The organism is Kribbella sp. NPDC056861 (assembly GCF_040687575.1).
Taxonomy (GTDB): Bacteria; Actinomycetota; Actinomycetes; order Propionibacteriales; family Kribbellaceae; genus Kribbella.
Window position 1 is genome coordinate 110345 of the sequence record NZ_JBFBNQ010000005.1, and the last position, 25401, is coordinate 135745.

20 protein-coding genes are annotated in these 25401 nt (G+C 69.2%); 10 read left to right on the forward strand and 10 right to left on the reverse strand.

Features of this window, described 5'->3' with window-relative positions; genetic code table 11:
* The first annotated feature begins 3 nt into the window (after positions 1 to 3).
* The 3 genes from AB0P21_RS24940 to AB0P21_RS24950 are packed head-to-tail and all read left to right on the forward strand — an operon-like array spanning position 4 to position 8491.
* Positions 4 to 1434: a hypothetical protein gene (locus AB0P21_RS24940; protein WP_363699579.1), complete on the forward strand. Its 1431-nt coding sequence runs from the start codon at positions 4 to 6 to the stop codon at positions 1432 to 1434.
* Positions 1431 to 6260: a hypothetical protein gene (locus AB0P21_RS24945; RefSeq protein ID WP_363699580.1), complete on the forward strand. Its 4830-nt coding sequence runs from the start codon at positions 1431 to 1433 to the stop codon at positions 6258 to 6260. The genes AB0P21_RS24940 and AB0P21_RS24945 overlap by 4 nt, the downstream gene beginning before the upstream one ends.
* Positions 6260 to 8491 carry a hypothetical protein gene (locus tag AB0P21_RS24950; RefSeq protein ID WP_363699581.1) on the forward strand — a complete coding sequence of 744 codons (2232 nt, stop codon included), beginning with the start codon at positions 6260 to 6262 and terminating at the stop codon, positions 8489 to 8491. Before AB0P21_RS24945 ends, AB0P21_RS24950 begins: the two co-directional genes overlap by 1 nt.
* 2 nt (positions 8492 to 8493) lie before the next feature.
* Here the strand turns inward: AB0P21_RS24950 and AB0P21_RS24955 are convergent, their stop codons facing one another.
* Both AB0P21_RS24955 and AB0P21_RS24960 read right to left on the reverse strand, forming a co-directional pair.
* A complete protein-coding gene (locus tag AB0P21_RS24955) occupies positions 8494 to 9801 on the reverse strand; it encodes an aldehyde dehydrogenase family protein (protein WP_363699582.1) in 1308 nt (435 codons plus the stop codon).
* Between the two features lie 9 nt (positions 9802 to 9810).
* On the reverse strand, positions 9811 to 10341 hold the full coding sequence (locus AB0P21_RS24960; protein ID WP_363699583.1) for a DUF308 domain-containing protein: 531 nt from the start codon (positions 10339 to 10341) through the stop codon (positions 9811 to 9813).
* An 85-nt stretch (positions 10342 to 10426) separates the two neighbouring features.
* On the opposite strand from AB0P21_RS24960, the gene AB0P21_RS24965 reads away from it, so the two are divergent.
* Together AB0P21_RS24965 and AB0P21_RS24970 are read left to right on the forward strand one after the other, a co-directional pair.
* Positions 10427 to 11572 carry a histidine kinase gene (locus AB0P21_RS24965; RefSeq protein WP_363699584.1) on the forward strand — a complete coding sequence of 382 codons (1146 nt, stop codon included), beginning with the start codon at positions 10427 to 10429 and terminating at the stop codon, positions 11570 to 11572.
* Positions 11569 to 12228, forward strand: coding sequence for a response regulator transcription factor (locus tag AB0P21_RS24970; RefSeq protein WP_363699585.1), 660 nt, complete (start codon positions 11569 to 11571; stop codon positions 12226 to 12228). The genes AB0P21_RS24965 and AB0P21_RS24970 overlap by 4 nt, the downstream gene beginning before the upstream one ends.
* On the opposite strand, the gene AB0P21_RS24975 is transcribed toward AB0P21_RS24970, so the two are convergent.
* From AB0P21_RS24975 to AB0P21_RS25005, 7 genes are all read right to left on the reverse strand, one after another.
* A complete protein-coding gene (locus AB0P21_RS24975; protein WP_363699586.1) occupies positions 12219 to 13562 on the reverse strand; it encodes a TIGR01777 family oxidoreductase in 1344 nt (447 codons plus the stop codon). The two genes, AB0P21_RS24970 and AB0P21_RS24975, sit on opposite strands and share 10 nt — an antisense overlap.
* Positions 13563 to 13633: 71 nt before the next feature.
* On the reverse strand, positions 13634 to 14944 hold the full coding sequence (locus AB0P21_RS24980) for a hypothetical protein (RefSeq protein ID WP_363699587.1): 1311 nt from the start codon (positions 14942 to 14944) through the stop codon (positions 13634 to 13636).
* Between the two features lie 3 nt (positions 14945 to 14947).
* Positions 14948 to 15658, reverse strand: a complete 711-nt coding sequence (locus tag AB0P21_RS24985; protein WP_363699588.1) for a hypothetical protein — start codon at positions 15656 to 15658, stop codon at positions 14948 to 14950.
* Complete coding sequence (locus AB0P21_RS24990; RefSeq protein WP_363699589.1) at positions 15655 to 17070, reverse strand: hypothetical protein; 1416 nt, start codon at positions 17068 to 17070, stop codon at positions 15655 to 15657. The genes AB0P21_RS24985 and AB0P21_RS24990 overlap by 4 nt, the downstream gene beginning before the upstream one ends.
* Positions 17070 to 18404 carry a glycosyltransferase gene (locus AB0P21_RS24995; RefSeq protein WP_363699590.1) on the reverse strand — a complete coding sequence of 445 codons (1335 nt, stop codon included), beginning with the start codon at positions 18402 to 18404 and terminating at the stop codon, positions 17070 to 17072. Before AB0P21_RS24995 ends, AB0P21_RS24990 begins: the two co-directional genes overlap by 1 nt.
* Positions 18405 to 18432: 28 nt before the next feature.
* A complete protein-coding gene (locus tag AB0P21_RS25000) occupies positions 18433 to 18768 on the reverse strand; it encodes a hypothetical protein (RefSeq protein ID WP_363699591.1) in 336 nt (111 codons plus the stop codon).
* A 124-nt stretch (positions 18769 to 18892) separates the two neighbouring features.
* Positions 18893 to 19543, reverse strand: a complete 651-nt coding sequence (locus AB0P21_RS25005; protein ID WP_363699592.1) for a GAF and ANTAR domain-containing protein — start codon at positions 19541 to 19543, stop codon at positions 18893 to 18895.
* A gap of 160 nt (positions 19544 to 19703) precedes the next feature.
* Between AB0P21_RS25005 and AB0P21_RS25010 the strand changes: the two genes are divergently transcribed.
* The 4 genes from AB0P21_RS25010 (at position 19704) to AB0P21_RS25025 (ending at position 23309) form a co-directional block, all read left to right on the forward strand.
* Positions 19704 to 20198 (forward strand): pyridoxamine 5'-phosphate oxidase family protein, encoded by a 495-nt coding sequence (locus tag AB0P21_RS25010; protein WP_363699593.1) that lies wholly within the window; start codon positions 19704 to 19706, stop codon positions 20196 to 20198.
* A 95-nt stretch (positions 20199 to 20293) separates the two neighbouring features.
* The gene (locus tag AB0P21_RS25015; RefSeq protein WP_363699594.1) at positions 20294 to 21310 is read left to right on the forward strand and encodes a YihY/virulence factor BrkB family protein; all 1017 of its coding nucleotides are present in this window, start codon (positions 20294 to 20296) and stop codon (positions 21308 to 21310) included.
* Positions 21311 to 21355: 45 nt separating this feature from the next.
* A complete protein-coding gene (locus AB0P21_RS25020) occupies positions 21356 to 21967 on the forward strand; it encodes a hypothetical protein (RefSeq protein ID WP_363699595.1) in 612 nt (203 codons plus the stop codon).
* A 145-nt stretch (positions 21968 to 22112) separates the two neighbouring features.
* Positions 22113 to 23309 (forward strand): hypothetical protein, encoded by a 1197-nt coding sequence (locus AB0P21_RS25025; protein ID WP_363699596.1) that lies wholly within the window; start codon positions 22113 to 22115, stop codon positions 23307 to 23309.
* Positions 23310 to 23357: 48 nt separating this feature from the next.
* On the opposite strand, the gene AB0P21_RS25030 is transcribed toward AB0P21_RS25025, so the two are convergent.
* On the reverse strand, positions 23358 to 24725 hold the full coding sequence (locus AB0P21_RS25030) for a serine/threonine-protein kinase (protein ID WP_363699597.1): 1368 nt from the start codon (positions 24723 to 24725) through the stop codon (positions 23358 to 23360).
* Positions 24726 to 24757: 32 nt separating this feature from the next.
* Here AB0P21_RS25030 and AB0P21_RS25035 point away from each other — a divergent pair, with 32 nt between their 5' ends.
* Positions 24758 to 25330 carry an RNA polymerase sigma factor gene (locus AB0P21_RS25035; protein WP_363699598.1) on the forward strand — a complete coding sequence of 191 codons (573 nt, stop codon included), beginning with the start codon at positions 24758 to 24760 and terminating at the stop codon, positions 25328 to 25330.
* Positions 25331 to 25401 lie beyond the last annotated feature (71 nt).

The following is a 25401-nucleotide window of genomic DNA, read 5'->3' on the forward strand; positions in this document are numbered from 1 at the left end:
GAGATGCCCGAGCTGTTCGTGATCTCAGGAGTCGTGCGCCACCGCGACGGCGACCCCGCCGGTCTGCTGGTCGTCGCCGAGGAGCGCGGCCTGCCCAGCCGGGAACGGCAGCTGGGGCCGGTCGTGCTCGGCCGCGCGACCACGGACGGCGAAGGCTCGTTCGAGCTCGGCTTCCCCGCCACCCGGCCGGACCTGACCTTCACCGTGGCCGGACCCGACGACCGGCCGCTGGAGCTGTTGGAGGTTGTCGCAGGCAACCATCAGGGCCGCGGCGACGACATCCTCTTCAACGCCGTCGGGCCGCTCCGGGTCGAGCTGACGGTCGGCGCGGCCGCGGTCGAATCGGAGTACGAGAGTTTGCTGGCAGCAATCGCGCCCGAACTGGGCGAGTTGTCCCCCGGCGACCTGACCGAGGAGGATCTGAGCTTCCTCGCCAGGGACCTCGGCCAGGGAGCAGATGAATTGCTGCGCTTGGCCTACCTCCGCGCAGCCCACCTCCTCTCCCGTACTACGAACCTGGTGGCCGCGGCCTTCTACGGCTGGGCCCGGCTCGCTGTCCCCGACCTCTGGAGTGAGCTGCCGTCCTTCGAGGACGAGCAGCGCCGCGACGACTACCTGGCCCGCTTGCTGGACGAGTTGACCGCTACAGATACCGAGCGGCTTGCCGACGCGCTACGACGGGCTGCGGAAGCCCGGATCATCCCGGCCGCGATCGGCGAGCGGGCCGATGCGCTGGCACACACTGTCCAGGCACGGGCGCTGGCCAAGATCTCCGTCCGACTACTACTGCTGTCGGAAGTGGAGGGGGAGCCGCTGGCCGGCTACAGCGTTCACACCTACCAGGGCAGCCGGGACCTCGGTGCTGATGTCACCGACTCACTCGGCGCAGTAGTGGTCAGCTACTTCTCCCCCGACCCAGCTGCGCCGACAACACTGCGGCTGCTGGTCTCTGAGGATGAGATCGAGGTCGTCACCGATGCGATGCCACCCGAGACCGAGGTCCGGGTACCAATGCCCGCACCACCCGACCTCCAAGCTCTGGTGACCGCCGGGCACCTCCAATTGGCGCCAGGCACGCTGGACATCCTCACGGCGGCAGGAGTCGCGGGGTACGCCGACATCCGCCGCCGCGGCGGCGTCACGGACCTGGCCAATGACCTCGATCCTGACGACGCCCGCAAGCTCAACGCGCTGACCGAACTGGATCTGCTGACCACTGACCCGACCGAGGCGAGCACCCTGCTCGCACTGGACTACGACAGCGTCGGAGCGATCGCGGCGACGCCCTGGGGCCGCTTCCTCGCCCACACAGCCGATCAGTTGCCCACCGAACGAGCCGTCTTGCTGCGCACCAGCGCGCAGGCCCAAGTCGGCATGCTCGACCTCCTGCTGGCCGGCCAGGCCGCTGACCTCGCGAACGGATTCAGCTCATGAGTTGTGGATGCGGCGACTGCGAATCCGCGGTCAGCCCCGGCGCCTACCTGGCCAGCCTGCTCGACTACGCGCTCAAGCACGTCCAGAACGGCGACGAGCCGCTGGACCTCGACTACTTCACCGAGCGCTTCCACCAGCCCTTCGCTGGGCTCCCGCTGGACTGCGACGCCGCCGAGGCCACCGTGCCGCAGGTGCGGCTCGCTGTCGAGGTACTCCGCGCGTACGTCGGCGTCCGGCCGCTGCTCGGCGCCGGCCGAGAGAGTGGCTTGGTAGCCGGCGAGGCCGACTACCGGTTGGCGGTGTACACGGCGCTGCTGGCGGGTGCCGGTACGTCGTACGAGGAGGTCCGGCTGATCCGCAACGGGACTCCAGAGGATCGCCTCGCGCTGGCCGAGCGGCTTGCCGTCCCCGAGACGTCGCTGGACCTGCTGTTCAGCGACCCTGATGTGCTGACGGAAGAGTTCCTGGAGCGCACCTTCGGGTTGGCCGGCACCACTGCTCCCCCGCTGCTGGCCGGGCTCAAAACAGGTGACGCCGCAGGGCAGTTGACGGGCTGGCGCCTCACCGGGGCCGATCCGGGCCGCAACACCGCCGTGGACGGACTGATCTACCTGTCGGTGGCTCAGGACGGACCGGAGCACGTCGTCTCCGCCTACACCGACGAAGCCCGTACGACGCTAGTTGCCCAAGGCAAGCGCACTACGCCCAGCGGACCGGTCCGATTGACTCCCCGCGAAGGCAGCGGGCTGGTGGGCTCGGTGGAGCTCGCCTACACCACCGACGCCGCAGACATCTCGCTGGCGCTGGCGCCGCTGCTGCAGTGCTGGCGACTCAGCCGGCTCCGGAGCGGCTGGCTGGCTCAGGACTGGCCAACCCCTGCAGTAGACGGCGTTCCGCTGATTGATCCGCAGACGATCGGCATGGCCGACCTGCGCAGTACCAGGCCTGGCAATGCCGCCTATGACCTCTGGCTGACGCGCTACAACGACCTTGTGGCCAAGCGGGCCGCACTGGTGGCTGCGAAGGATGCGGCAGCCGACCCGGCGGCAGGGCTCGCCGACGTGATCGCGCTGGCGTTGAGTCGTCCAGGAGACGCGGTTGACGTGGCCCGGCTCGGGGCGTTGGACGACGCGCAGCGACTCGGCGAAAGGATCGGCCCGCGGCTTGCTCCGCTCGGGCTGACCTCGGCGGCCTTCGGCTTCCTGATCCCGATCGTGCGACTCGCGCTGGCCGGGCAGCCGATCCTGGTGCCGGAGTGGGACGCGGTGATCGACACGGTGCTGGTGGCAGGCAAGCAGCGCGACTTCGCCGAGTGGAGAGCAACCGAGCAGGCTGCGGGCATCACGCTCTCCCCGGACTACTTCCGGCTGGTCGCGGACGACAGTGCTGTGCCTGTGACGGCTGTGAGTCTCACCATCGCGCCGTGGTTGTCCACGCGGGATGCCCGTCGCGCGTGGTCCGAAGTACTGGAGGCTCGGCTTGATCAGGAAGCCGCTGTCACGGCTGGGGTGAACGCAAGCCGCAACAGCGCCGAGGAGAGCACTCTGCCGCTGCTGCGTGACCACCTGGTGGAGGCATCCGACGCTGAGGGCGAGTCACTGGCCGAGCGCGCAGACTGGCTCACCCGACGACTGCTGCTGGACCTGCGGACGGCCGGCACGCACCGGACCACCAGAGTCGCGCAAGCCATCGAAACCCTGCAGGAGTTGCTGTTCCGGCTACGCACCGGGCAATTGCCGCTGGATGACCCTGGAGCTTTGACCAATAGGTCATCTGTCCGAGCAGTGGCGACACCGGACGGCCGCACCCATCTACTGGCACTCGACGACGACGGCATCCTCTGGCACCGGGTGTGGGACGGCATCTGGCGCAGCTGGCACAACAGCGGCGCACTGCCGGGGGCTGGGTTCCTCCCGCCGTCCGGCCTGGCCGTTGCTCTTCGAGGTGACGGCCTGGACGTCGCAGTGGTCGGTGGCGACCGCACCCTCTGGGTACGCCGCTACGAGTCCGGCTGGGAGCCCTGGCAGCAAGTCACCGGCGGACCGCAGCTCACCGGCGGCCCAGGCCTGACCGCTAGAGGCCCGGACGCTCTCGATGCCTACGTACTCCGGATCGGCGACCTGCAAGTACTGCGGCGCAGCTGGGACGGGACCACCTGGTCGGCCCCGGAAGACGTCGGGGTCACCTCGCAGCGGGTCCCTGCCGCTGCCTCCCTCACGCCAGAGACAGTCGACCTGGTGCTCGCCCGATCCGGCGCCGACCTGTTCAAGCCGTTGCACCGCTGGTGGGACGGTGCCGCCTGGCAGAGCGAGAACCTGACCGGCATCCTCAGCAGCGACCCAGCACTGATCGCGACCGATCGACTGGAAGCCTTCCAGAACCTGGGCGGCCGGCTGCAGCGCCTGGTCCGCGACGGCGCTTGGCTGCCGTGGGAAGACGTGGATGCCGGCCTGGCCGCCACTGATCCGCAGTTGGAGGGTGCGCCGATGGCCTGTAGCCCAGCGCCGGGGGTCATCGACGTCTACGGCGTACGGCGGGATCGGTTCGGTGCAGCTCTCTGGTCCCGGCAGTTCGCGGCGGGCGCCTGGACCCCCTGGGTCAAGCTCCCGAGCGAGCGGCTCGAGCTGGACGCAATGCAGTTCGACGCCGAGTGGCAGTGGATCGGCTCGTATGCGACCTGGCGCTCTGCGGTGTTCGTCCGGCTCTACCCGGACAACCTGCTGCTGCCGTCACTCGCGCCGCGGCAGACCCCGGCTTTCGCGGAGCTCGTTGCCCAGACCCGGCCGACGCGGCGGATCACCCCGGAGCAGGCCGAGGCGTTGGCCGTTGACTACGGCAACTACCTCGCCGATGTGTCGGGGCTGAGGATCGAAGCCAGCTGCCGGGTCGCGGCGCGGGTGATGGGGCCTAGCGGAGTACCGATTCAGCGGGCGCTGGAGTTCCTGTTCGGCCGGGCACCGTCCGGGCGGGTGTACTGGTGCAGCTTCGACCAGTTGGAGACCGGCGCGGGTGGCTATGCCCAGTCGTTCTGGACCGAAGTACCGCTTGCTTCCAAGGAGACCAGCAGCGCGGCGCCGAAGGTCACCAGCATTGTCGGCGCGCTGCCCTGGGTGAATCCGACCCTCGACCAGCACCACCTCAATCTGTTCCTGGTCGCGTCGGTCGCGGGAGTGCCATCGCTGGTCCGGGCTCGGTTCGACCTCGATCGGTACGGGCGCGACGACTTCTGCGAGTCCGGCACCGTCAAGGTGGGTGGGCTGCCGCCAGGTGCCGGTGGCGTTGCCGAAGGCATCGACCGGATGACCGTAGTCCCTGTCCAGTCCGACCGGACCGACGAGGCGCCACGTCTTGCCCTCCGGGTCATGTCGTCCGGCCAGGCTTACCTGCGAGCACTGAACACCGGGACCGACGGCTTTGCCCAGGTGGCCGGCGACTGGGCCGCCTGCGAGGTCGTCCCCCGCGTGATGGGCAACGGCGGTATCGCCAACAACGAGACGATCACCTCGCTCTATGCGGCGCTACGGACCGGCGGCAACAACTGGCTGGTCTATGCCCATGCCAACTCGATCCGGATCTACCCACAGCGCGCGGGCGGCTACGCGGCCTCGGTCGGAGAACTGCCCGACCGGGTCATCGGCGCCATTCCGGCCGGCTCGTCCTCGGTCGTCGTGTTCACCGAACAGGACGGCAGCACGATGTACCGCAGCTACACCTACAGCGGGTCGGTGACCCCGGGAGTCGTTTACCTCGCACCAGGAGTTCCGGGACTGGCCAGGCACTCCGGTGCGGCCGCTCTGTCCTTCTTCGTCACTCCTGGCGACGGCGGCCACTGGTACGCCCATCTGTGCCGACTACAAGGCGACCGGCTGATCGGCAACCAGAAGTACGACGTCGTACCGGTGCTGGGATCAGTCACCTCGATCCGGACCAAGCAGACCGTGTTCGAGCTGCAAGCGCGGCGGGCAGCCATCCGTGGCGTCTACCAGAACAACGCGGCCGCCTCGGAGAGTCTCCTGTGCTACCTGCGAGAGGCCTACCGCCTGGTGCCGCAGCAGCTCGCTCTCGGCTTGCAGGCAACAGGCGAGTACGTCGCGGCGCTCGACCTGTTCGCCACGGTCTACGACTACCGGACCCCGCTCCCCGATCGCTACATCGACCACGGCCTGGCGCTGGACGCCGCCCTGCCCGCAACCTCGGTACTACGCCAGCCCGAAGGCTGGTTGCTCGATCCCCTCAACCCGCACGCCGTCGCACGATCCCGCCGAGCCGCAACAGCGCGGTACGCGATCGCGGCCATCATCGGCTGCCTCAACGCCTATGCGGACAGCGAGTTCGGCACTGACACCAGCGAGTCCTTGGTGCGCGCCAGACTGCTCTACGACAGCGCCCTCGGGCTGTGCGACGTACCGGAGTTCCGTCAGGAGCTGCCGACCTGCGATGCGTTGATCGGGGTCCTGCAGATCACGCCCGGCGAGTCGGTGCCGCCCGAGGTCGCAGCGGCTCTCGGCTCGATCGCCGAAGAGCTCAGCCAAGGGGCAGCCTTCCCGGCCCCTGGCACGTATCTCGATCCCCAGAAGCTCCTCAAGCTGCTCGAACTCGCGAAGGCGGGCACGATGGAATGGGCCACTGTCATGCCGGAACTGCTGCAGTACAAGGAGAAAGTCCTCAACTCGGCAGCGCCACCTCCGACAGCGGGTGGCGTAGTACTGGAATCGGCGGCGCGCCGAGCAACGGCGTACACGGCGCTGCTGACTGACCCAGCCGTGGAGAAGGCGGTCCGGCTGGCCGGCTCGCTCGGCGCTGTCGTCAAGGTTGGTGCGCTGTGATGCCGCCGCTGCAGTTCTGCATCCCGCCGAACCCGGCTGTCGGGACACTGCGGGCCCATGCGGAGCTCGGGCTGCGCAAGCTGCGAGCTGGACGCAACCTGGCCGGCATCCTGCGCGAGGTGCCCGCCTACGCGGCTGCGACCGACACCACGACAGGCATGCCGGTGGCCACCAATGGGCAGCTCACTGTGCCCACTGCCCGCGCAGTACCGCCGACGGCGTACCGGTACGCCGTACTGATCGCGCGGGCGAAGGAGCTTGTCCAGCAGGCCGCTCAGATCGAGGTGCAGTACCTCAACGCGACGGAGCGGCGCGACGAGGCCGGCTACACCCTGCTGAAGGCAAGGCAGGAACTCACCCTCGCAACAGCGCAGGTGCGGCTGCAGAGCCTGCGGGTCGCCGAGGCCAACGACGGCGTCAAGCTGGCCGACCTGCAGATCCAGCGGACCCTCGTGCAGCAACAGACCTACCAGGCCTGGATCGCCAACGGCCAGAACGACTACGAGCAAGCAATGATGGACCTGTACGACGACGCCGCCAACGCGCAGCGCGTCGAAGCCATCGCGAGTGCGAGCGCCCAAACGGCTCAGGCGATCACCACTGCGGCCACGGCTCAGTTCGGCGCGGCAGCGGCTGCCGCCGGAGCCGTCGCGGTCGGCCTGTTCGCCACGGCAGGCGCCACGGCCGGCGTACTCAATGCCGGGATCCAGGCCAGTATCGCGAAGAACAGCCTGCTGGCCAGCCAGGAGCGCCGGATGGACGAGTGGCGGCTGCAGGCCGCGCTGAGCGCCCAGGATCTGCAGATCGGCGCTGCCGAGCAGAGTCTCGCGCAGGACCGGGTGGTGATCGTCGAGCAGGAGCAGACAATCGCGGCCACCCAGGACAGCCAGGCCCGCGACACCTTGGAGTACCTGGCCAACCGCTTCACCGGGTTCGAGCTGTGGGACTGGATGAGTGGCGTCCTCGGCGACGTCTACCGGTCGCTGCTGCAGCAGGCCGCGGCGATGCTCAACGTCGCCCGTGCCCAGCTCGCCTTCGAGCGGCAGGAACAGCCGCCGGTGACGATCCGCTCGGACTACTGGACCGTGCCGTCGTCGTCCTCGGTCAGCTCGGACACCGATGACCGGCGTGGTCTGACCGGCTCGGCCCGCCTGCTGGCCGATCTCTACCAGCTCGACCAGTACGCGTTCGACACCGACCGGCGCAAGCTCGCGGTCTCCAAGACGCTGTCGCTGGCCCAACTCGCCCCGGCGGACTTCCAGAACTTCCGGGAGACCGGAGTGCTGGTGTTTTCGACCCCGACCGAGCTCTTCGACCGCGACTTCCCCGGGCAGTACCTGCGGCTGATCCGCCGGGTCCGGACCTCGGTGATCGCGCTGGTGCCGCCGGTCGACGGGATCAAGGCGACGCTGTCCAGCACCGGGATCTCCCGGGTCGTGGTCGGGCCGGAGCCGTTCCAGCCGGTGACGATCCGGCGCGACCCGGAGACCGTCGCCCTCAGCATCCCGATCGGCGGCACCGGGGTGTTCGAGGGCGAGCAGACCGCCGAGACGATGTACCTGCCGTTCGAGGGCAACGGCGTGGACGCGACCTGGGAGCTACGGTTGCCCAGGGCATCGAACCGGTTCGACTTCGGCCGGCTGTCCGACGTCCTGGTGACCATCGACTACACCGCGCTGCACAACTACGACTACGGCCGCGCGGTGATCCAGTCGCTGTCGCCGCGGGTGCGTTCGGAGATCGCCTTCAGCCTCCGCAACGACTTCCCGGACGCCTGGTACGACCTCTTCAACCCCGACCTGCTCGCCGAACCGGACCGCGGTCTGCTGCACCTGTCCGTCTCCCGCGACGACCTGCCGGCCAACCTGGACTCCGTCCGGCTCGACCAGGTCAGCCTGCAGTTGGCCGGCGACGCTCCCGTCCTGAAGAACCTCGCCGTGCCGTCCCTGACCCGCACCTCACCAGACGGTACGACGGCCACGGGTGGCGCGACCCGGGCCATCGACGGCACCATCAGCACCCGTCGCGGCAACGGCGCTCCGTGGCTCCCGCTCACCGCCATGGCCGCCGGCGGCCACCCGCCCACGCCGTACGGGGACTGGACGGTCAACCTCCGGACTCCGGCCGCGGCCGACGCCCAAGCGCTGGAGGACGCGATCGCGACCGGTCACCTGCACGACGTACTGCTGGTGCTCACCTACTCGGCCGAGACCCCGCCCTGGCCCGACTGAGGTCAGCCGAGCGGACGATCGAGAACCGCCTTCAGGTGACTGAAGGTGTCGATCGAGTACTTGCCGTGGTACCGGCCCATCCCGCTCTCGCCGACGCCGCCGAACGGGAGATCGGTCGCGGTCAGGTGCACCACCGGGTGACCGAAACCGACCGCGCCCGACGAGGTCTCGGTGAGGATCCGGTGCTTCACCTCGTCGGAGTCGGTGAAGGCGTACAGCGCGAGCGGCTTGTCCCGGTCGCGGACGAACGCGAGCGCCGCGTCGAGCGACGGCACCGTCAGGATCGGCAGGATCGGGCCGAAGATCTCCTCCCCCATCACCGGCGAGTCCGGTGCGACGTCGGTGAGGACCGTCGGGGCGATGTACTTCGATCCCTTGTCGGTCTCGCCGCCAACCACCACCCGGCCGCTGGCGAGCAGCCCGGACAACCGGTCGAAGTGCCGCTCGTTGACGATCCGGCCGTAGTCCTCACTCGCCGCCGGGTCGTCGCCGAACTTCCGCCGTACCTCGTCGGCCAACGCCGTCTCCAGCGGACCGGAGTAGCCGATCGCGAGAACGTAGTCGGGCGCGACGCAGGTCTGGCCGGCGTTCAGGAACTTGGCCCGGACCAGCCGCTCGGCGACCAGCACCGGATCGACGTCCGTGTCCACGATCACCGGGCTCTTGCCGCCCAGCTCGAGCGCCACCGGGGTCAGGTTCTTCGCGGCGGCCGTCATCACGATCCGCCCGACCTGGCCGTTGCCGGTGTAGAAGATGTGGTCGAAGCGCTGCGCCAGCAGTTCGGTGGTCTCCGGGATGCCACCCTCGACCACGGCCACCGCCGACGGGTCCAGGTACGCCGGAACGTGCCGGGCGATCGCCGCGGAGACGGTCGGCGACAACTCGCTCGGCTTCACCACCCCGACGTTGCCCGCGGCAAGGATCCCGACCAGCGGGGCGAGCGCGAGGTGCAGCGGGTAGTTCCACGGCCCGATCACCAGCGCGACCCCGAGTGGCTCGCGGATCACCTGCGCGGTGCCCGGCAGCAGCTTGTCCGGCAGCGGCGCGGGCTCGGGCGCCAGCCAGGCGTCCAGGTGCTCGAGGGTGTGGTCGATCTCGTTGACGACGAACAGCAGTTCGGTGCCGCGCGCCTCCTCGGCGGGTTTGCCGAGGTCGGCGTACAGGGCGTCGACGAAGTCCTTGTCCTGCTCCAGCAGCATGGTCTTCAGTGCGATCAACTGCTGCCGACGCCACTCCACCGGCCGGGTGACGCGGGAGTCGAAGGTCACGCGGAGGTCGGAGACGAGCTGGGAGATGTCGGTGATGACCATGACCCGATGCTATGACACGGTCACACGCCGTCCCCGGAGGGTGAGGGCGACGGCCGCGACCAGGAACCAGAAAGCACCGAAGGCCGAATAGCCCGCGAGCGTGGACAGGCCGGCTGTCGCGGAGCTGGACATCGAGACGAAGGTGCCGCCGGCAAGGACCGACAATCCACCGCTGATGATCATCGGCCACTGAGCGCCGACCGTACGCCGGCGGCGGATCGCCACCACGAGCTGGATCGCACCCGACAGCGAGGCCCAGACACCGAAGACGAGCAGCGCCTTGCCGACGGTGGAGAAGGCCGCGGCGAGCATCCCGACGGTCGCGACGATGCCCAAGGCAACATTGATGGTGCCGGTACTGTCCTGCCGCCGCTCGAGCAGCGTCGCGGCGACGTCCCACAGCGGGTAGATGACGAGCAGAACCGCCGCGATCACCGTCAGGTTGTCGGTGGCAACGAGCGAGTTGGAGGTCACGGAGATTAGGGCCACCCAGACGAGCGAGAAGGCGGCGCGGATCAGGTAGAGCGTCTTTTGCGTCATGTCCCCGAGTCTTGACGCTCGACGGACACCCCGCGTACTACGAACGAAGTACTTCGGCACGCCAACTGTGCACGACAATCAAGTCATGGCACCTCTCTGGATCCGTCGCCCCGAACTGGTGCATCTGGTCGCCTACGCGGTGGCCGCGCTCGTCTTTATCGGCCAGCTCCTGGCAGTGGTACTCCGCGAGTCCGGCTGGCCGACGGCTTTCGCAGTACTGCTCGCTGGTGCTGGTGTGGTCCTGTCCTGGTGGCAGCCGTGGGCGGGTCTGGTCGTGACCAGCGCAGCGTCCTTCGCCGTCACGGCGGTGGGCCACGACCCGCTGTCGCTGTGGATGATCGGGATCCTGGTGCTGGTCTCGGTCACCTTCCGCGGAAAGCAGCCGCTGGTCGCGACCGGGATCGTGGCCGCGTCCTTCCTGGGCGCCTACATGACGGTCGGCGGATTTCGCGGCGGCGGAGTGGTGGGAGTCGCCGCGCTCTTCTCGGCCATCGCCGGAGGTGCGACCGGAGCCGCACTGCGGATCTACCGGGAGCACTGGCTGACCCTGGAGGAACGTGCCGAGAGCGCCATCGCCACCCGCGAGATCGAAGCCACCCGGCGGGTGACCGAGGAGCGGCTCCGGATCGCCCGCGACCTGCACGACGTGATGGGACACCAGGTCGCGATGCTCAGCGTGCACCTCGGCGTCGCGGAGATCGGGCTGCCCCAAGGCGCCGAGTCGGCGCGGGAGGCTCTCGTCTCGGCCAGGTCCAGCGCCCGGACAGTGATCGTCGAAACGCAGCGCATCCTCGCCCTCCTGCGCCGCGGCGATGTCAGTTCCGAGGGGGAAGCACTTCGGCCAACGCCTGCGCTCAGCGGCTTGGAGGGGTTGATCGCCTCATTCGAGAGCATCGGACTCGACGTACAGGCCTCGATCGACGTCGCCGCGAACTCCGTCGAGCCGAGCGTCGGCGTGACGGTCTACCGCGTCGTCCAGGAGGCACTCACAAACGCCCACCGGTACGGCGAAGGAACGGCCACCGTGGAGATCCACGAGCGCGACGGCAGGGTCTTCCTCATCGTGCAGAACCGCATCCGTCCGTCGACCCGCGACGCGGGGACCCGGCTCGGACTGATCGGGATGCGTGAGCGGGTCGAGTCCTCCGGTGGCCGGCTGACGATCGACCACAGCGACGGGAGCTTCCGTGTCAGCGCGGAGTTCAGCCCGCAGGGAGCCGAGGTCCGATGACCCGCGTGCTGATCGTCGACGACCAGGACGACATGCGGGCCGGTATCCGGGCGATGCTCGGGCTCGACCCCAGCCTGGTCGTGGTGGCCGACCTCTCGGACGGACTGCAGGTCGTCCCGTTCCTGCGCGAGCACCCGGTCGACCTGATCCTGATGGACATCCGGATGCCCGGGATCGACGGCGTCGAGGCGACCCGCCGGATCCGGGCCGAGCACCCGGCCGAGCAGGTCCGGGTGATCGTGCTGACCACCTTCGACCAGGACGAGATCGTCCTCGCCGCGCTGCGGGCCGGCGCCAACGGCTTCCTGAGCAAGACCGTCAGCCCGGACGAACTCGTCGCGGGCATCGCCGAGGTGGTCGCCGGCGGCGGAACGCTGTCCGCGGCTGCCACCGCCGCCCTGATCGGTCACATGACCGACAAACCGCCGCCGATCGTCGACCAGGAACTGCTCCAGCGCTTCCGCGCCCTGACCCCACGCGAGAAGGACATCGTCATCCTGGTCGCCAGCGGTCTCGCCAACGACGAGATCGCGGCTCAGCTGTTCGTCTCGCCGCTCACCGTGAAAACCCACGCAGTACGAGCCATGACCAAGGTCGGCGCCCGCGACCGGGCTCAGCTCGTCTCCTTCACCTTCCGGGCAGGCCTCTACCCCTGAGTCTCAGTGCGGCCGAGAAGGTGGCGGAGGGCGGGCTCGAGGTCCGGGTGCCGGAAGGTGTGACCCAGCTCGGTCAGTCGCTGCGGAAGCACTCGCTGGGACGCCAGCGCGAACTCCTCGGTGGCTTGCTTGCCAAGGATCAGCCGCGGTCCGAGCGAGGGGACCCGGAGCAGCGCCGGGCGATGCAGCACCCGGGCGAGCGTCGTCGAGTAATCGTCGTTCCGGACCGGTGTCGGCGCGACCGCGTTGATCGGGCCGGTGAGCTCGGCGTCGTACAGGCAGCGGTGGTAGATGTCGGCCAGGTCGTCGATTCCGATCCAGGACTGCCATTGGCGGCCGTCGCCGAGCGGGCCACCCAGTCCGGCGGCGAAGAGCGGGTACTGCAGTTGCAGGATGCCGCCGGCCGGCGTCTGCACCAGGCCGGTGCGGACGTTGACGACCCGGAGGCCGGCCTCTGCTGCTGGCTCGGCCGCGTTCTCCCAGTTCTCGACCAGGGAGGCCAGGAAGCCGTCGCCTCGGTCGCTTCCCTCGGCCAGCGGTTCGTCGCCGCGGTCCGGGCCGTAGAAGCCGATCGCCGACGCGGAGACGAAGACCTTGGGGCCGTCAGCTGTCTTCGCCGCGAGCTCCGCCAATTGCCTGGTCGGGCCGATCCGCGACTCGCGGACCGCCTTGCGGTGCTCGGGAGTGAACCGGCCGACGATGGACGCGCCGGCGAGGTGAATCACTGCGTCGACGCCTTGCAGGAGCTCCTCGTCAGGAGCGGCGACATCCCAATGACGCTCGTCCGGGCCGTCAGCCTGACCACGCACCAGGCGGATCACCCGGTGGCCGTTGGTCGTCAGCAAGGCCGCGAGCGCAGTACCGATCAGACCATGGCTGCCGGTCATCGCGACCGTGAGCGGAGTCATCCCGCCTTCGAGCGCCCGCTCGCGGGCGGCAAGATCGTCGGCCAGCTGCCGATGCCGGTAGGCCAGCATCGAGCGCAGCATGACAGCGGGCACGTTGCTGTCGATCTTGTCGATCACCCGGGTGTGGTTCGGCGGGACCACTTCGAAGTCGTGCGTGTGCCGCCAGTGGATCAGCCACTTCAGCGGCGCGGAGTCCAGCTCGTCGACGAACTGCTCGGGCACCACCGCGCCACTGTGCCGGGCCACCCAGTTCAGGCCGAGCGGGAAACCCAGGACGGCGGTACCGCCCGCGAGATCGGTCGCCTCACGCTTGATGTGGACCGGCATCCAGGGCGGGGTGAGCCGCACGATCGCCCCCGGCCGCTGGAACCAGGAGAACACCTCGTCGCGGGATGCTTCGATCACACTGCTGCTGGTCAGGCCCATGGACACACATCTCCTCGGTTCGGACCTCTCCAGCATCCCTCATGCATAAGTTCCGCACAGTTTCGACGCGCTCAGCCGACCTCGGAGCCCTCCCCGGTCCGCCGCAAACCCGTTGCCCCGAGCCCCCGTTGTGGCGCGGCGGCCGTGGTCGTCACACCGGTACCGGGCTGGGCCGGTCTGCTCTGCTGAGCCATCGCCTGGACACTCACCAGCACGGCTTGCTTCTCCGGCAGCGACTTGGCGACGTCGAAGCTCTGCCACACCTGCTGGTGGACCTCCGGGGACAGCGTGCTCGCGTGCAGCATCTTGTCGACCTCGCGAACCATCCGGTGGTCGTCACGGTGCACGAAGCTGTCCAGCAGCACCTTCAGCTCCGGATCCTGTCCCGGCGCATGGGTCAGCCAGGCCCGGACATCGTTGGTGAACTGCTGCTGCACGGCCGCGGTGTCCAGGACAGCCCCATCCCGTACGTCGGACGCTGCATCCATCACCGCTCGCAGACCGGCCACCTTGCACGCCTCCCGAACGACGGGGTTCAGGTAAGGCGGATCCACCAGCACCGGATTGCACCCGAAGGTCCGATCCGGCTCCTCGGTGAGACGGCGCTGCACCGGACCCGACTCGTCGAGCGCCTTCGGGCTGCTCAACGGCCCTTGCAACGAGTTCTCGATCGTCCGGATCGCAGCCAGACTGGCGAAGGTCAGCGACGGATCGCGTGGCAACTCCTTCATGCCGCCCCCGACACCGTCGTCACGATGCAGCACATAACCCCGCTTCGTCCCTGGGTGCGGGTCCGACGCGATGCCGTCGTAGAACATGTAGCGACCCTCGAAGGACGTCTCCGGATAGGCCGCCGACAGCAACTCCTGCACGGTCCCCTTCAGGCAACTGTCCATCAACACGACCCGGCTGTTCGGCGTCCCCACCGGTACTCCGGCGCCACGCAGATAGCGAGTCAACTGCTGGTACGACCCGGCCACGTCCTCGGCCGACACGCTCGCCGTGTTCTCGCGGTACCCCGAGATCTGCGGGAACGACTTCCCACCGTTCTGCTCGAGATCCTGTACTGCGGCCTCGGCCACCGCCCGCGACAGTACGGCGTCATGGCAGTGCGCGGCGAAGAACTCCGGATCGAGGGTCCGGGCCGCCACCGCCAGGCTGTAGCCGTCGCGGCCGAGAAACACCACCCGCGTGTGTGGATTGGCTGCGACCTCCTGCCGCAGATCGCGCAGCATGTCCCGCGCGATCGAGGTGACGAACCGCGCGTGGTGCGCACGGAAGGCGTGGTAGATCCGCTCGACCGCGTCCCGATCGGCCTTGTCCTTCAGCCCGTACGCGTCGCAGATCGTCGCCAGCGGCGGAAGCTCTTGTTCGATGGCCACCTGTCACCTGCCACCGTCGACGCGGTTCAGCCAAGCCTGCAACGCCCCAGCCTCGGTGCTCACGCCCCACCACAGGACGACACCGCCCTGCTGCGGCTGGAACCGGCCGAGGCCGTCCGCACCTACTGGGACCTGCCGGAAGTCGACGAACGGCAGCGCCAGCGCGGCCGCGACGACAACACCCGGGCCAAGCTCGCCGTCCTCTGGGTTAGGGCTGACCAGATCGAGCTTCAAGCGCCCGGCAGCGGCAGCCTGCACCAGCGGCGCCGCTCCCCCGTCGACCTGCAGTTGAGTAGCCCGCAGCCGCCCAGCGATCTCTGTGTCAAGCAGCGACACCAGAGCCCGAGTGTCAGCAGTCGCACCGATCCAGCGCACCGGACCTTCCATACCTACAAGAAGCTCCGCAGCATCGGCGGCAACCTGCACATCCTGCCGACCCCGCTCATCCAGTACTGCGCGTGCAGCCGCCACATCGTCCGTGATAACCAGCGCAAGGTCCTTCGCGGTGGCCGCCGCAATCCGCAGTACGACGTCAGCGGCGTCCGCGGCGAGTACCACCGGCGTGCCCTGCAGGTTCTCCGGCCAGGCCGGCAACTGCTCGGCACTGTCTCCCAGCGCAGTCCCCGGGAACAGCTCCCCCACACCACGCAGCGCTTCCCAGTCGTCCACCGACTGCTGCGCCAGGCTCTTGCGCTCAGGCTGGTCGAAAGTCATTCCATCGTCCTCGTCGTGTTCTGCTGGCCGACGCTCCCCGCCCAGCGACTGGTTTCAGCTCGCCCGCCCTGCCCTGGAGGCACCGTAGCCGTCACGCCGCCCGGCCGGGCTGCGCCAGGCGGCAGCAGCGCCGGATCCGTCAACGGCGACAGCCGCATCTCCTGCGCCGCAGCCTGCTGCTGGCCGGCCGGCTCAAGCTCGGCGGGCTCGAACTGGGCTGGTTCGATCTCATAGTCCGTTGCCGTCAGCACCGCCTGCAACGTCGCGTCCGGGCCGCCGCGCAGCAGATCCTCGTACGGCCGCTCGACGGCACCAGCGTTGCCGAAGGCAAGTGTCAGCCCGGTCGAGGTGGTCTTGCGGTCGGCCCGGAGATTGACCAGCATCGTCGGTCCGTCCGTGCCGACCTGGACGGACTTCTGCACCCGCTGCCAGTCAGGGTTCGTGCCGATCGAGGCAGCGGCCGAGTCGATCAGCGCCTGCACCTGGTAGCCGTGCTCGCGGCTCGGGTTGGCAGGCAACACCAGACGGTGCTCGTGCGGACCGGTGGGCCGGACGTGACCGAGATGCGGGGTCGATGCCCGCAGGGCGGCGCGGTCGGCCCAGGCCATGGCGGCATCACCTTGGCCGCGGACGTACCGGCGTACGGATTGGCGGACGAAGTCGTCGACCGGCTTCTGCGCGCTCTCCCCCGCCGCGTACTCCGCGGTGACGGCGTGCGCCGTGCGATCCCAGACCGACAAAGCCAGCTCGGACCGGCTCAGCGGCGTTCCGTTGCTGCGGGCAACCGTGTCCGGCAGGGCCGCGACAGTGCGGGACAGCCACTCCGCGCGGGCCACCGCGTGCGGGTCGGACGCGAGGTCCGGCGTACGGCGAAGCAGCTGGTCGGCGCTGATCGGCGACGGCTTGGTGATGCTCTGCGCCCAGTACCGAACCTCGGCGAGGTGCTCGGGCTGCAGACCGACATTCCGGTCGATCGGCATCAGCAGAGTAGGGATGCCCTGATCGAGCACCCGGTCCTCCGCCCACAGCCGATCCGGCTCGGTGATCGCGTCGTCGAGCCACGCGAACGCCTGATCCCCGGCGCCTTCCTGGACGCTGACCGCCTTCCAGTTGTGGCCGAAGCGGACCGGCCCGGCCGCGGCCCGGTCGATGGTGACGACGTCCCATCGCCGGTCGAGGCCGATCGCCGGACCGACCATCCGGTTGGCCGCGTCGTTCCAGGTGGTGCCCCAACGCAGCTCGACCAGACCTTCCCGGTCCAGGTCGTTGAGCATCCGGCCATGGTCGCGATGCAGCCAGACCAGGTAGTCCTCACCCTTCAACCGGTACGGCGTGAAGCCACGCGCGGCCTGGTTCTGCTCCGGATTCAGTACTCCGTCGATGTCGACCAGCACCCACGGCCTGCCCGCCATCAACGCTCCAGCTTCGGCCGGCTGATCGGCGTCACGCTGGCCGGGTTCGCCCGGGCGCCGGTACCGCGCGACGGGTCGACCGCGCCGCCAGTGGTCAGGAAGCGACTGAGGTCTTCCGGCCCCTTGATCGGCTGACCCGGTTCCGGCTCCGGCAGCAGCCCGTGACTCGCCATCTCCTTCACCAGGCCGGCCGTGCCGTGATCCCAGCTCCGGTTCTGCTCGAAGTAGTCGCCGAGCCGGTTCGCCGACGCCTTGGACTCCTCCGGGTTGTTCAGGTGCCACTCCGCCTTGTCCGCGAACGCCAGGTGGTACTGGTCCTGCGACAGCCCGGTCGTGTTCACCACCGCGGCGTCCCCGATGCCCTGCGGCACGCTGTTCGGATCGCTGAGGTCCATCCCGACGCCGGTGTGGTTGCCGACGATGACCGGCACCCGATAGCCGGCCACCTCCAGCGGCGCCAGCTCGTAGTCACCCCAGCGAGCCGTGTGCATCGCCAGGTCGGCGCCGCGGATCTCGGCCGCCATCACACTGAGGTCCTTGGTGTAGCCGCGAACCCGGACCGGGAAGCCGGCGATGTCGGACAGCGCCCGCTCCTGCTCCGGTACTTCGGCCGACCGCGCGCCGAGCATCGTCAACTGCACCTGGTGGCCGCGCGCCCGCAGCTCGGCCGCTGCCCGGGCCGCGATGTCCGCGCCCTTGAGCGGGTCGTCGGTGCGGGTGAAGACCAGCAGGTTCTTCATCCGCTGGTTCGGGTCGTGCACCGCCGGGGACTCCATCACCATGCCGGGCTTCAGCTCGACGACCGGCGGAGGCTTCTCGCACATCCGGGCCAGCCGGCGGCCTTCCTCGGTCAGCAGCGGCCCGACGCCGACCACCAGGTCGGCCCGCTCGACAATGGCCCGCTCGGTGATGGTGTGCTCGTTGGACTGTTGCGGGTTGCCGCGGCCGCGGTCCATCTCGTCGGCCGTCACGTGCATGAAGTGGACAACTTTGGCGTTCGGGTAGAAGTTGTCCCGCAGGTAGCCCGCTGCGCCGCCGGAGAACCGGCCGTGGCCGAGGATCACATCGACGTCAGGCGGTAGACCGTCTGCCCGCAGCAACTGCGCGCGGGTGTCGGAGATGCCCGGCACGGGCTTCAGCACCTGGATGTCGACCAGCGGATGCGGCTCGGTCGGCGTGGTGACCCGGGCCGTGACCTCGTGCCCCATCTTGGCCAGCGACTGGGCGACCTCGCGGTTCACCGCGAACGGCCCACCGCCGTACCACTTGTCGGCGAGAGCGAGGACCCGCAACGGGCGACCGGTGTTCGGAAGTCCCTCGAAGGGATTGGACATGGCTGTGGATTCCTCCGGTGGTTCTCGGTCAGCCGCGCAGGCCGGCGGCGGTGTAGAGACGCTCGACCAGCTCGTCGGACACGGCAGCGAGCTGCTCGGCATCCGGGCTGATCAGGCCGTGGGCGGACTCGTGCCGCAGCCGCGCGGAGAACTCCCGCAGCAACCCGGCAGCGACCAGTACTTCGTTACCCGTCAAGGTGACAGAGCGGGCGTCGTCGACTTCCTGGAGCGACTCGCGCGAGTTGGCAGCCTGCTCGAGAAAGCCGACCGCGCCGCGGACTGCCTGGCCCTGCCCGTCCCAACCGTGCCTGTACGTACTGAGCATGTGGCGACCGGCTTCGGCCGCGACCATCTCCGAATTCATGGCGGAAAGACTCCCATGCAGAGGTTCCATTGACAGCTGTCCTGAATAGATCGCCATCGCCCTGTGACCTACCGGACAACGGCGTCCGGTCAGACGCCAACCTCTGCACTCCGGTTCCCGCCGATCAGGCCACGCTGGTGTTCTTCCCACCCGGCAGCTGACCGGTGTCGAGCAGCTGACGGGAGACGTCCCGCAGCTTGATGTTGTTGTCCTGCGAGTAGCGCCGCAGTACGGCGAACGCCTGGCCGGCGTCGATGCCGTAGCGCTCCATCAGCATGCCCGTGGCCTGCCCCGACAGCTGGTGCGACGCGATCGCCTGGTGCAGCGTCGCCTCCAGCCGCGACGCCTGCATCGCGAGGGATGCATGCCCGGCCAGAGCGAGAGCGGTCAGCACATCGGCCGCCTCGAACTGGTACGGATGGACGCTGGACAGCTCCAGGATCCCGAGCTCGGACCGGTCGCCGAACAAGGGCAGGATCAGCGCACTCCGCAGACCGGCCTTCGCTGTCGCCTCGGCCCAGACGGGCCAGCGGTCCTCGGTCAGCGTGTCCGGTACGACGACGACGTCCCGGCTCGCCAGGGCGGCCTGAGCCGGCTCCGAAGCGAGTCCGCGTGCGGCGGTGATCTCGAACAGGTTCACCTGGCTGCAGCCGAAGAGGTCCAGCGCGAACTGCTGCACCCGCTCGGCGATCTTGCCGCCCTCTTGCTGATGAAGGTCCCTGGCCAGCTGGGCGAACAGCCCAGCGGTCACCACCGGATCCACACGTACCTCCACAGGAATCCCCCCGGTCGCACCACTGCCCCAAGCGCCTTTGTCCAGACTTCAACAGTGTGCAGGAACTTATGCATCCGGCCGCCCTTGCATAAGTTTTGCCGCGTCAGGGCTCCGTGGCCGGGTACCGGGCGGTTCGATCACCAATCTGAGGAGTACAGAAATGCCGGACACGGACACCCCGACCAGCCACGTCGCCCAGCTGGTCGAGCGCGCGCGGATCAGCATGCTGACGACGATGACGGCCGAGGGCAAGCACGTCTCCCGGCCGATGGGACTGCAGGAGGTCGAATTCGACGGCGACCTGTGGTTCTTCGCCTCCGACGACTCCGCCAAGGCGCGGGAGATCCAGGCGAACCCGCAGGTCAACGTGAGCTTCTCGAACGAGAAGAGCAGCGAGTGGACCTCGATCTCCGGCACCGCGGAGCTGGTGCACGACCGGGCCAAGGCCGAGGAGCTGTGGTCGGCGCCGCTGAAGGTCTGGTTCCCCGACGGTGTCGACACCCCGGGGCTGGTGCTGATCAAGGTGCACGCCGACACCGCGGAGTACTGGGAGGCGCCGAGCAGCAAGGTCGTCCGGCTGATCGGCGCGGCGCGGGCCGCGGCGACCGGCGATCCCGACAAGTTCCCGTCCACCAACGAGACCGTGGAGCTCTGAGACCGGAAGCTCCGACCGCCGCCGGGTCCGATCGGCGGCGCCGCGCTCGGGGCGGCGCTGCCGGGATCCGGGGACGGTGATCGTACGGTGGGGGCGTGAGCACCTTGGGGCGGCTGGACGCTGCGCAACGGCGGCGCCGGCGGCTCGGGTTCCCGCTCGCCGTGGTCTACAAGTTCTTCGACGACCAGGGCAGCTACCTCGCCGTGATCGTCACGTACTACGCCTTCGCGGCGATCTTCCCGATGCTGCTGATCTCCTCGTCCGTGCTCGGCTTCGTGCTGCAGGGCAACGAGGGGTTGCAGAAGGCGGTGCTGGAGTCGGCGCTCAAGGAGTTCCCGATCGTCGGCACCCAGCTGGCCACACCGCAGGGGCTACAGGGCAGCACGGCGGCGGTGATCGTCGGAACGCTCGCCGCGGTGTACGGCCTGATCGGGCTCGGCCAAGCGGTCCAGAACGCCGTCAACGTGACCTGGGGCGTTCCCCGCAACCGGCGGCCCAACCCGTTCAAGGGCCGGCTGCGGTCCGGCGCGCTGCTGTCACTGGCCGGTCTGACCGTGCTCAGCTTCGCCACCCTGACCGTTCTGGTCGGCAGCCAGGCGTGGCTGTCCGGTCTGGTCTCCGACAAGCTGGGCTGGCTCTTCTCGGTCGGCTCGGTGCTGGTGCTGACCGCCATGCTGACCCTGTGCCTGCGCCCGGGCGTGAAGCCCCGGCCGGCCTTCCGCAAGATCGTCCCGGGGGCGCTCTTCACCGCGATCGGCTGGCACCTGCTCGAACGGCTGGGCGGGATCTACGTCAACGACGTCCTCGCCAAGGCCAGCGAGGTGAACGGCGTCTTCGCGCTGACCCTGGGCCTGATCGGGCTGATCTACGCCGCGTCGGTGATCGCCGTGATCGGCGCCGAGCTGAACTCGGTGATCGCGCACCGGCTGTACCCCCGCTCGCTGCTGGCCCTGTTCACCGACTCGGCCACCGACCTGACCCCGGCCGACCACCGGGCCTACGCGATGTACGCCCAGGCGCAGCGCCACAAGGCGGCCGAGACGATCGAGGTCACCTTCGATCCGCACCAGCCGGCCGACCCCGCTCCGGCGCCTGGGACCGACCCGTCGTGAGGCGGCGTTTTCGCTGAATGGACGTGCCCCGGTTAGGGTCTTGGTGTGCCCATTTTCGATGTCGCCGCATCAGACCACGAACTGCCGGACGTAGCCGCGGAGGGTGAGGAACGCGCTTGGCGTGAGGTGTCCGACGTCGGCGTCGCCGCCGCCCGGATCGAGTGGGCGGGGGCCGCGCGGGAGATGCTCGTCACCGCCGCCAAGAAGTACCAGTCGCTGGTCCAGCACAAGGACATCGCCGCCGGCGTCCAGGAGCTGACCGGACTGCGCACCAAGCAGCCGACCCGGCAGTGGATCGGCGGCGTGCTCGCCGAGGTCTCCGCCGAGAGCCTGCGCCGCGGCGAGCCGATGCTGTCGGCCCTGTGCGTGAACCCCGACGAGAGCGTCTTCGAGGGCTACGCCGCCATCGTCGGCGCCGCCACCGGCACCACTCCCCCGGACGCCGACGTGCACGCCTCGCACGAGCGGCTCGCGATCTACCGCCAGTTCGAGGCCGTCGGCCTGCCGGCCGGCGGTGGCAGCCCGATGATCCCGCCGAAGCTCGGCGCCGCCCGCGCCCGGGCCCGCAAGGCCGCGATCGCCGAGCGCCCGATCAACAAGTGCCCCAAGTGCAACCTGCAGACCCCGGCCAACGGCGTCTGCGACACCTGCGACTGACCGCCGCGGGCTCGTCGTACCGCCCCTGAATCGAGTCCTCCCGGACCGAAGGCCGGCCAGTTTCGCGGCCTCGTGAACCGAACGTGTCGGCTGACCATCAAAGCCCTTCGGTACGACACACTGAGGACTCATTCCGGAGGGCATCATGAAGCGGAACATCAAACTGGCCGGTCTGGTGGCGGGCGTCTCGCTCGCCGCGGTGGTGGCGGGCGCACTGGTCGCCGCGCAGCAGACCCCGACGCTCGCCTCGGCATCCGGTGACGGCGTCCGGCCGATGGACAGCGTCAGCAAGCCGGCCGGCACCACACCGTCCACGACGCCGAGCCGGCCGCCCGGGACCACCCCGACCGCCTCGACCACACCGAGCGCGCCGAGCGGACCGGTCAAGCTGAAGCTCGACCTCACCAAGCTGAGGCAGGGCGCGGCACCGGCCACGGCGTACGTCGACGGCCGGACCGTCCACCTCGGCAAGACCAACTTCACCCTGCCGGCCGCCGATGGCCCGGTCTGGGATGTGGTCCGGTCGGGTGCTGACAGCGCACTCGTGCTGCACAGCCCGAAGGACGACGGCCGCGCCGTACTCACCACCTGGAGCGGGGGCTCGCGCGGTGAGACCGTCAACGATGTGTCGTCGGTGCTCGCCTCGGCCGACCGCACCACCAGCGCGTACGCCGTCCAGCCGACCAATGCCGAGGGCACCGAACTGCCGCGCTTCACGCTGACCTGGCGCGATCCCAGCGGCGAGAAGTACTCGCTGCAACGCGCGGGTGAGCACGGGCCGATCATCCACGCGGTCCAGGGCAGTGAGGTCTACTTCAGCGCGTTGTCCAAGACCTCGAAGCAGACCCTCTACCGCTGGACTGCCGGTGATGCGGCACCGACGCCGATCAACGCCGTGCCGTCCCCGTCCGCGGTGTCTTCCGACCTCAAGTTGGCCGCGTCGATCGTCTCGGTGGCCGACGACGGCAGCTGCACCGCCCTGATCGAGCTGGCCTCGGCCAAGAAGCGCTGGCAGACCTGCACCTACGCGGTCGACGAACTGCGCGCCAAGGGCGACTTCGCGCTCGGCGGGCCGGCCTACCGGGACGGCTACGGCGACGGACTGTTCGCCGCTCTCGACGTGAAGACCGGCAAGGCCGTCCGCGAGTGGTCGGGAGGTTCCGCGGTCGCGATCATCTCCACCACGCTGGAGGACGCCGACCACATCCTGGTGCTCGCCGAGCAAGGCGGTAAGACCGCCCTCGCCCGGTGCGCCCCCAGGACCGGCAACTGCGAGCTGGCCGCACCGTTGAAGAACGGCACCGGCGACGAGAACAACCGGCCGTACCAGCTCGGCCACTGACCGAGCTGGCGATGCGGCTCCTCTGATCGAGGGGCCGCATCGCCTTGTCTACTTGGGCTTGTAGTCCACCGAGTCGAGCACCTTCTCGGCCTGCGCGGCGTCCTTGGCCCGCACCTGGATCCGGACCAACTGCCCCTGGAACTGCTTCACCCGCTCGTACGTCGTCATGCCGGCCGGGCAGCCGAGGTATCTCACTGTTGCCGTGGAGTCCTTGGTGATCGCCTCGGGCGACACCGTGCACCCCGAAGGTCCAGGAAGATTGTTGGCATCCGGCAACTGTCCCGGCGGCAGCACACCCGCGAACACACCGGACACCGTCGACCCGGCCTTGGCCCAGTCGTTGTTGTTGTCGCTCACCAGCAGTCCGGGCAGCGAGGCGGTGGCCCCCTGCGGCTGCCAGCCACTACCGGCCCGGTTCTGCGTCCAGTCGCGAGGAAGCTCGACCGACAGGACCTGCTGCTGGTCAACGACCCGCACCCACTGGCGGTTGACGCCGTACTGCCAGCCCAGATAACCGGCGGTGCTCCCGAGCAGCGCGGCCACGATCGTCGCTGCGATCCACGGCCTGGCGGAGGACCGACCGGTGGCGGCTTCTGGGATGCTCGCCTGCGAGGCGGCCCGCAGCGCTTCGGCGTACGAGCGGGCATCGGGCCAGCGCTGTTCACGATCCTGGCTCAGCCCGCGCAGGATGACCGTCTCCACCTCGGCGGGCAGGTCGTCGCGGACTGTCCGCAAAGAGGCCGGCGGACCGTCCACGGCCAGCACCGCGGCCAGTGTCTTCGCGCCGTACGGCGGCCGCCCGGCCAGTGCGGCATAGGTGACCGCGGCCAGCGCGTAGAGATCGGCGCGCGGATCGAGTACGTCGCCGCGCACCTGCTCGGGCGCGACGTAGGCCGGAGTACCGCCCGGCATCGTGACGCGTGACACCGCCTCGAGCGACTTGCCCAGCCCCAGGTCGCCGAGCATCGCCCGCTCTCCGGTCGGCGTACTGCGGAAGAGCACGTTCTCCGGCTTGACGTCACGGTGCAGCACGCCGCGGTCATGCAGCTCCTGCAGGCCGGCGCTGACGTTCTCGATCACGTCCACCGTGTCGGCCAGCGACAGCGGGCCTGCCTCGATCCGGTCGGCCAGCGTGCCGCGGTCGGCGTACGTGAGCACCAGGAACGGCCGGTCGTCGTCCGTGGTGCCGATGTCGTGCACGCCGACCACGTACGGCGACTCGACCTTGCGCAGGAAGCGCCCTTCCTCGACGAACCGGCGCCGGACATCGAGATCGTCGACCCAGTGCTCGGCCAGCACCTTGACCGCCACCTCGGCGTCCAGCTCCTCGTCCCGGACCAGCCAGACGGCGGCGAAACCACCACTGCCCAGCCTCCGGATCACGACGTAGCGGCCGAAGTGCGAGGGCTGAACCATGCCGTCATTATGCTCGGTCCCATGGTGCCTGGATGACGAACGACGCGGACGCGCTCGACGAACTGGCGCGGCGCGCGCCCCAGGACCCGACCGCGCTGGACGAGCTGATCCGGCAGGTCCAGCCGCAGGTGTTGCGGATCTGCCAGCGGGTGCTGCCACATCGCGCCGACGCCGAGGACGCCTGCCAGGACGCGCTGCTGGCGATCGCCACCAAGGTCGGCACCTTCTCCGGCCGGAGCCGGTTCACCACCTGGGTGCACGTGGTCGCGTCGAACGCCGCTCGCGAGACCTACCGCCGGCTGAAGCGCCGCGCCGTCGAGAACCCCGACGCCTGGCAGGACGACGATCGGCCCGCGCGGTACGACCGGCCCGATCCGCGCACCACCAGCGTTGTGGCCGGCACCCGACTCGATCTGCTGGACGCGCTGGAGCAACTGGAGCTCGACCTGCCCGAGACGGTCACCCCAGTGGTACTGCGCGACGTCTACGAGCTCAGCTACGACGAGATCGCCGACCAGGTCGGCATCCCGGTCGGCACCGTCAAGTCGCGGATCAGCCGGGCCCGAGTCTCGCTCAAGGCCCAGCTGCTCCCGCGTCAGGACTGACCTTCAGCGGTTGCCTGTCCAGGGCCCGATCGCTACAGTCTGATTCTGTTAGGAAAGTTTCCTATTAGTTC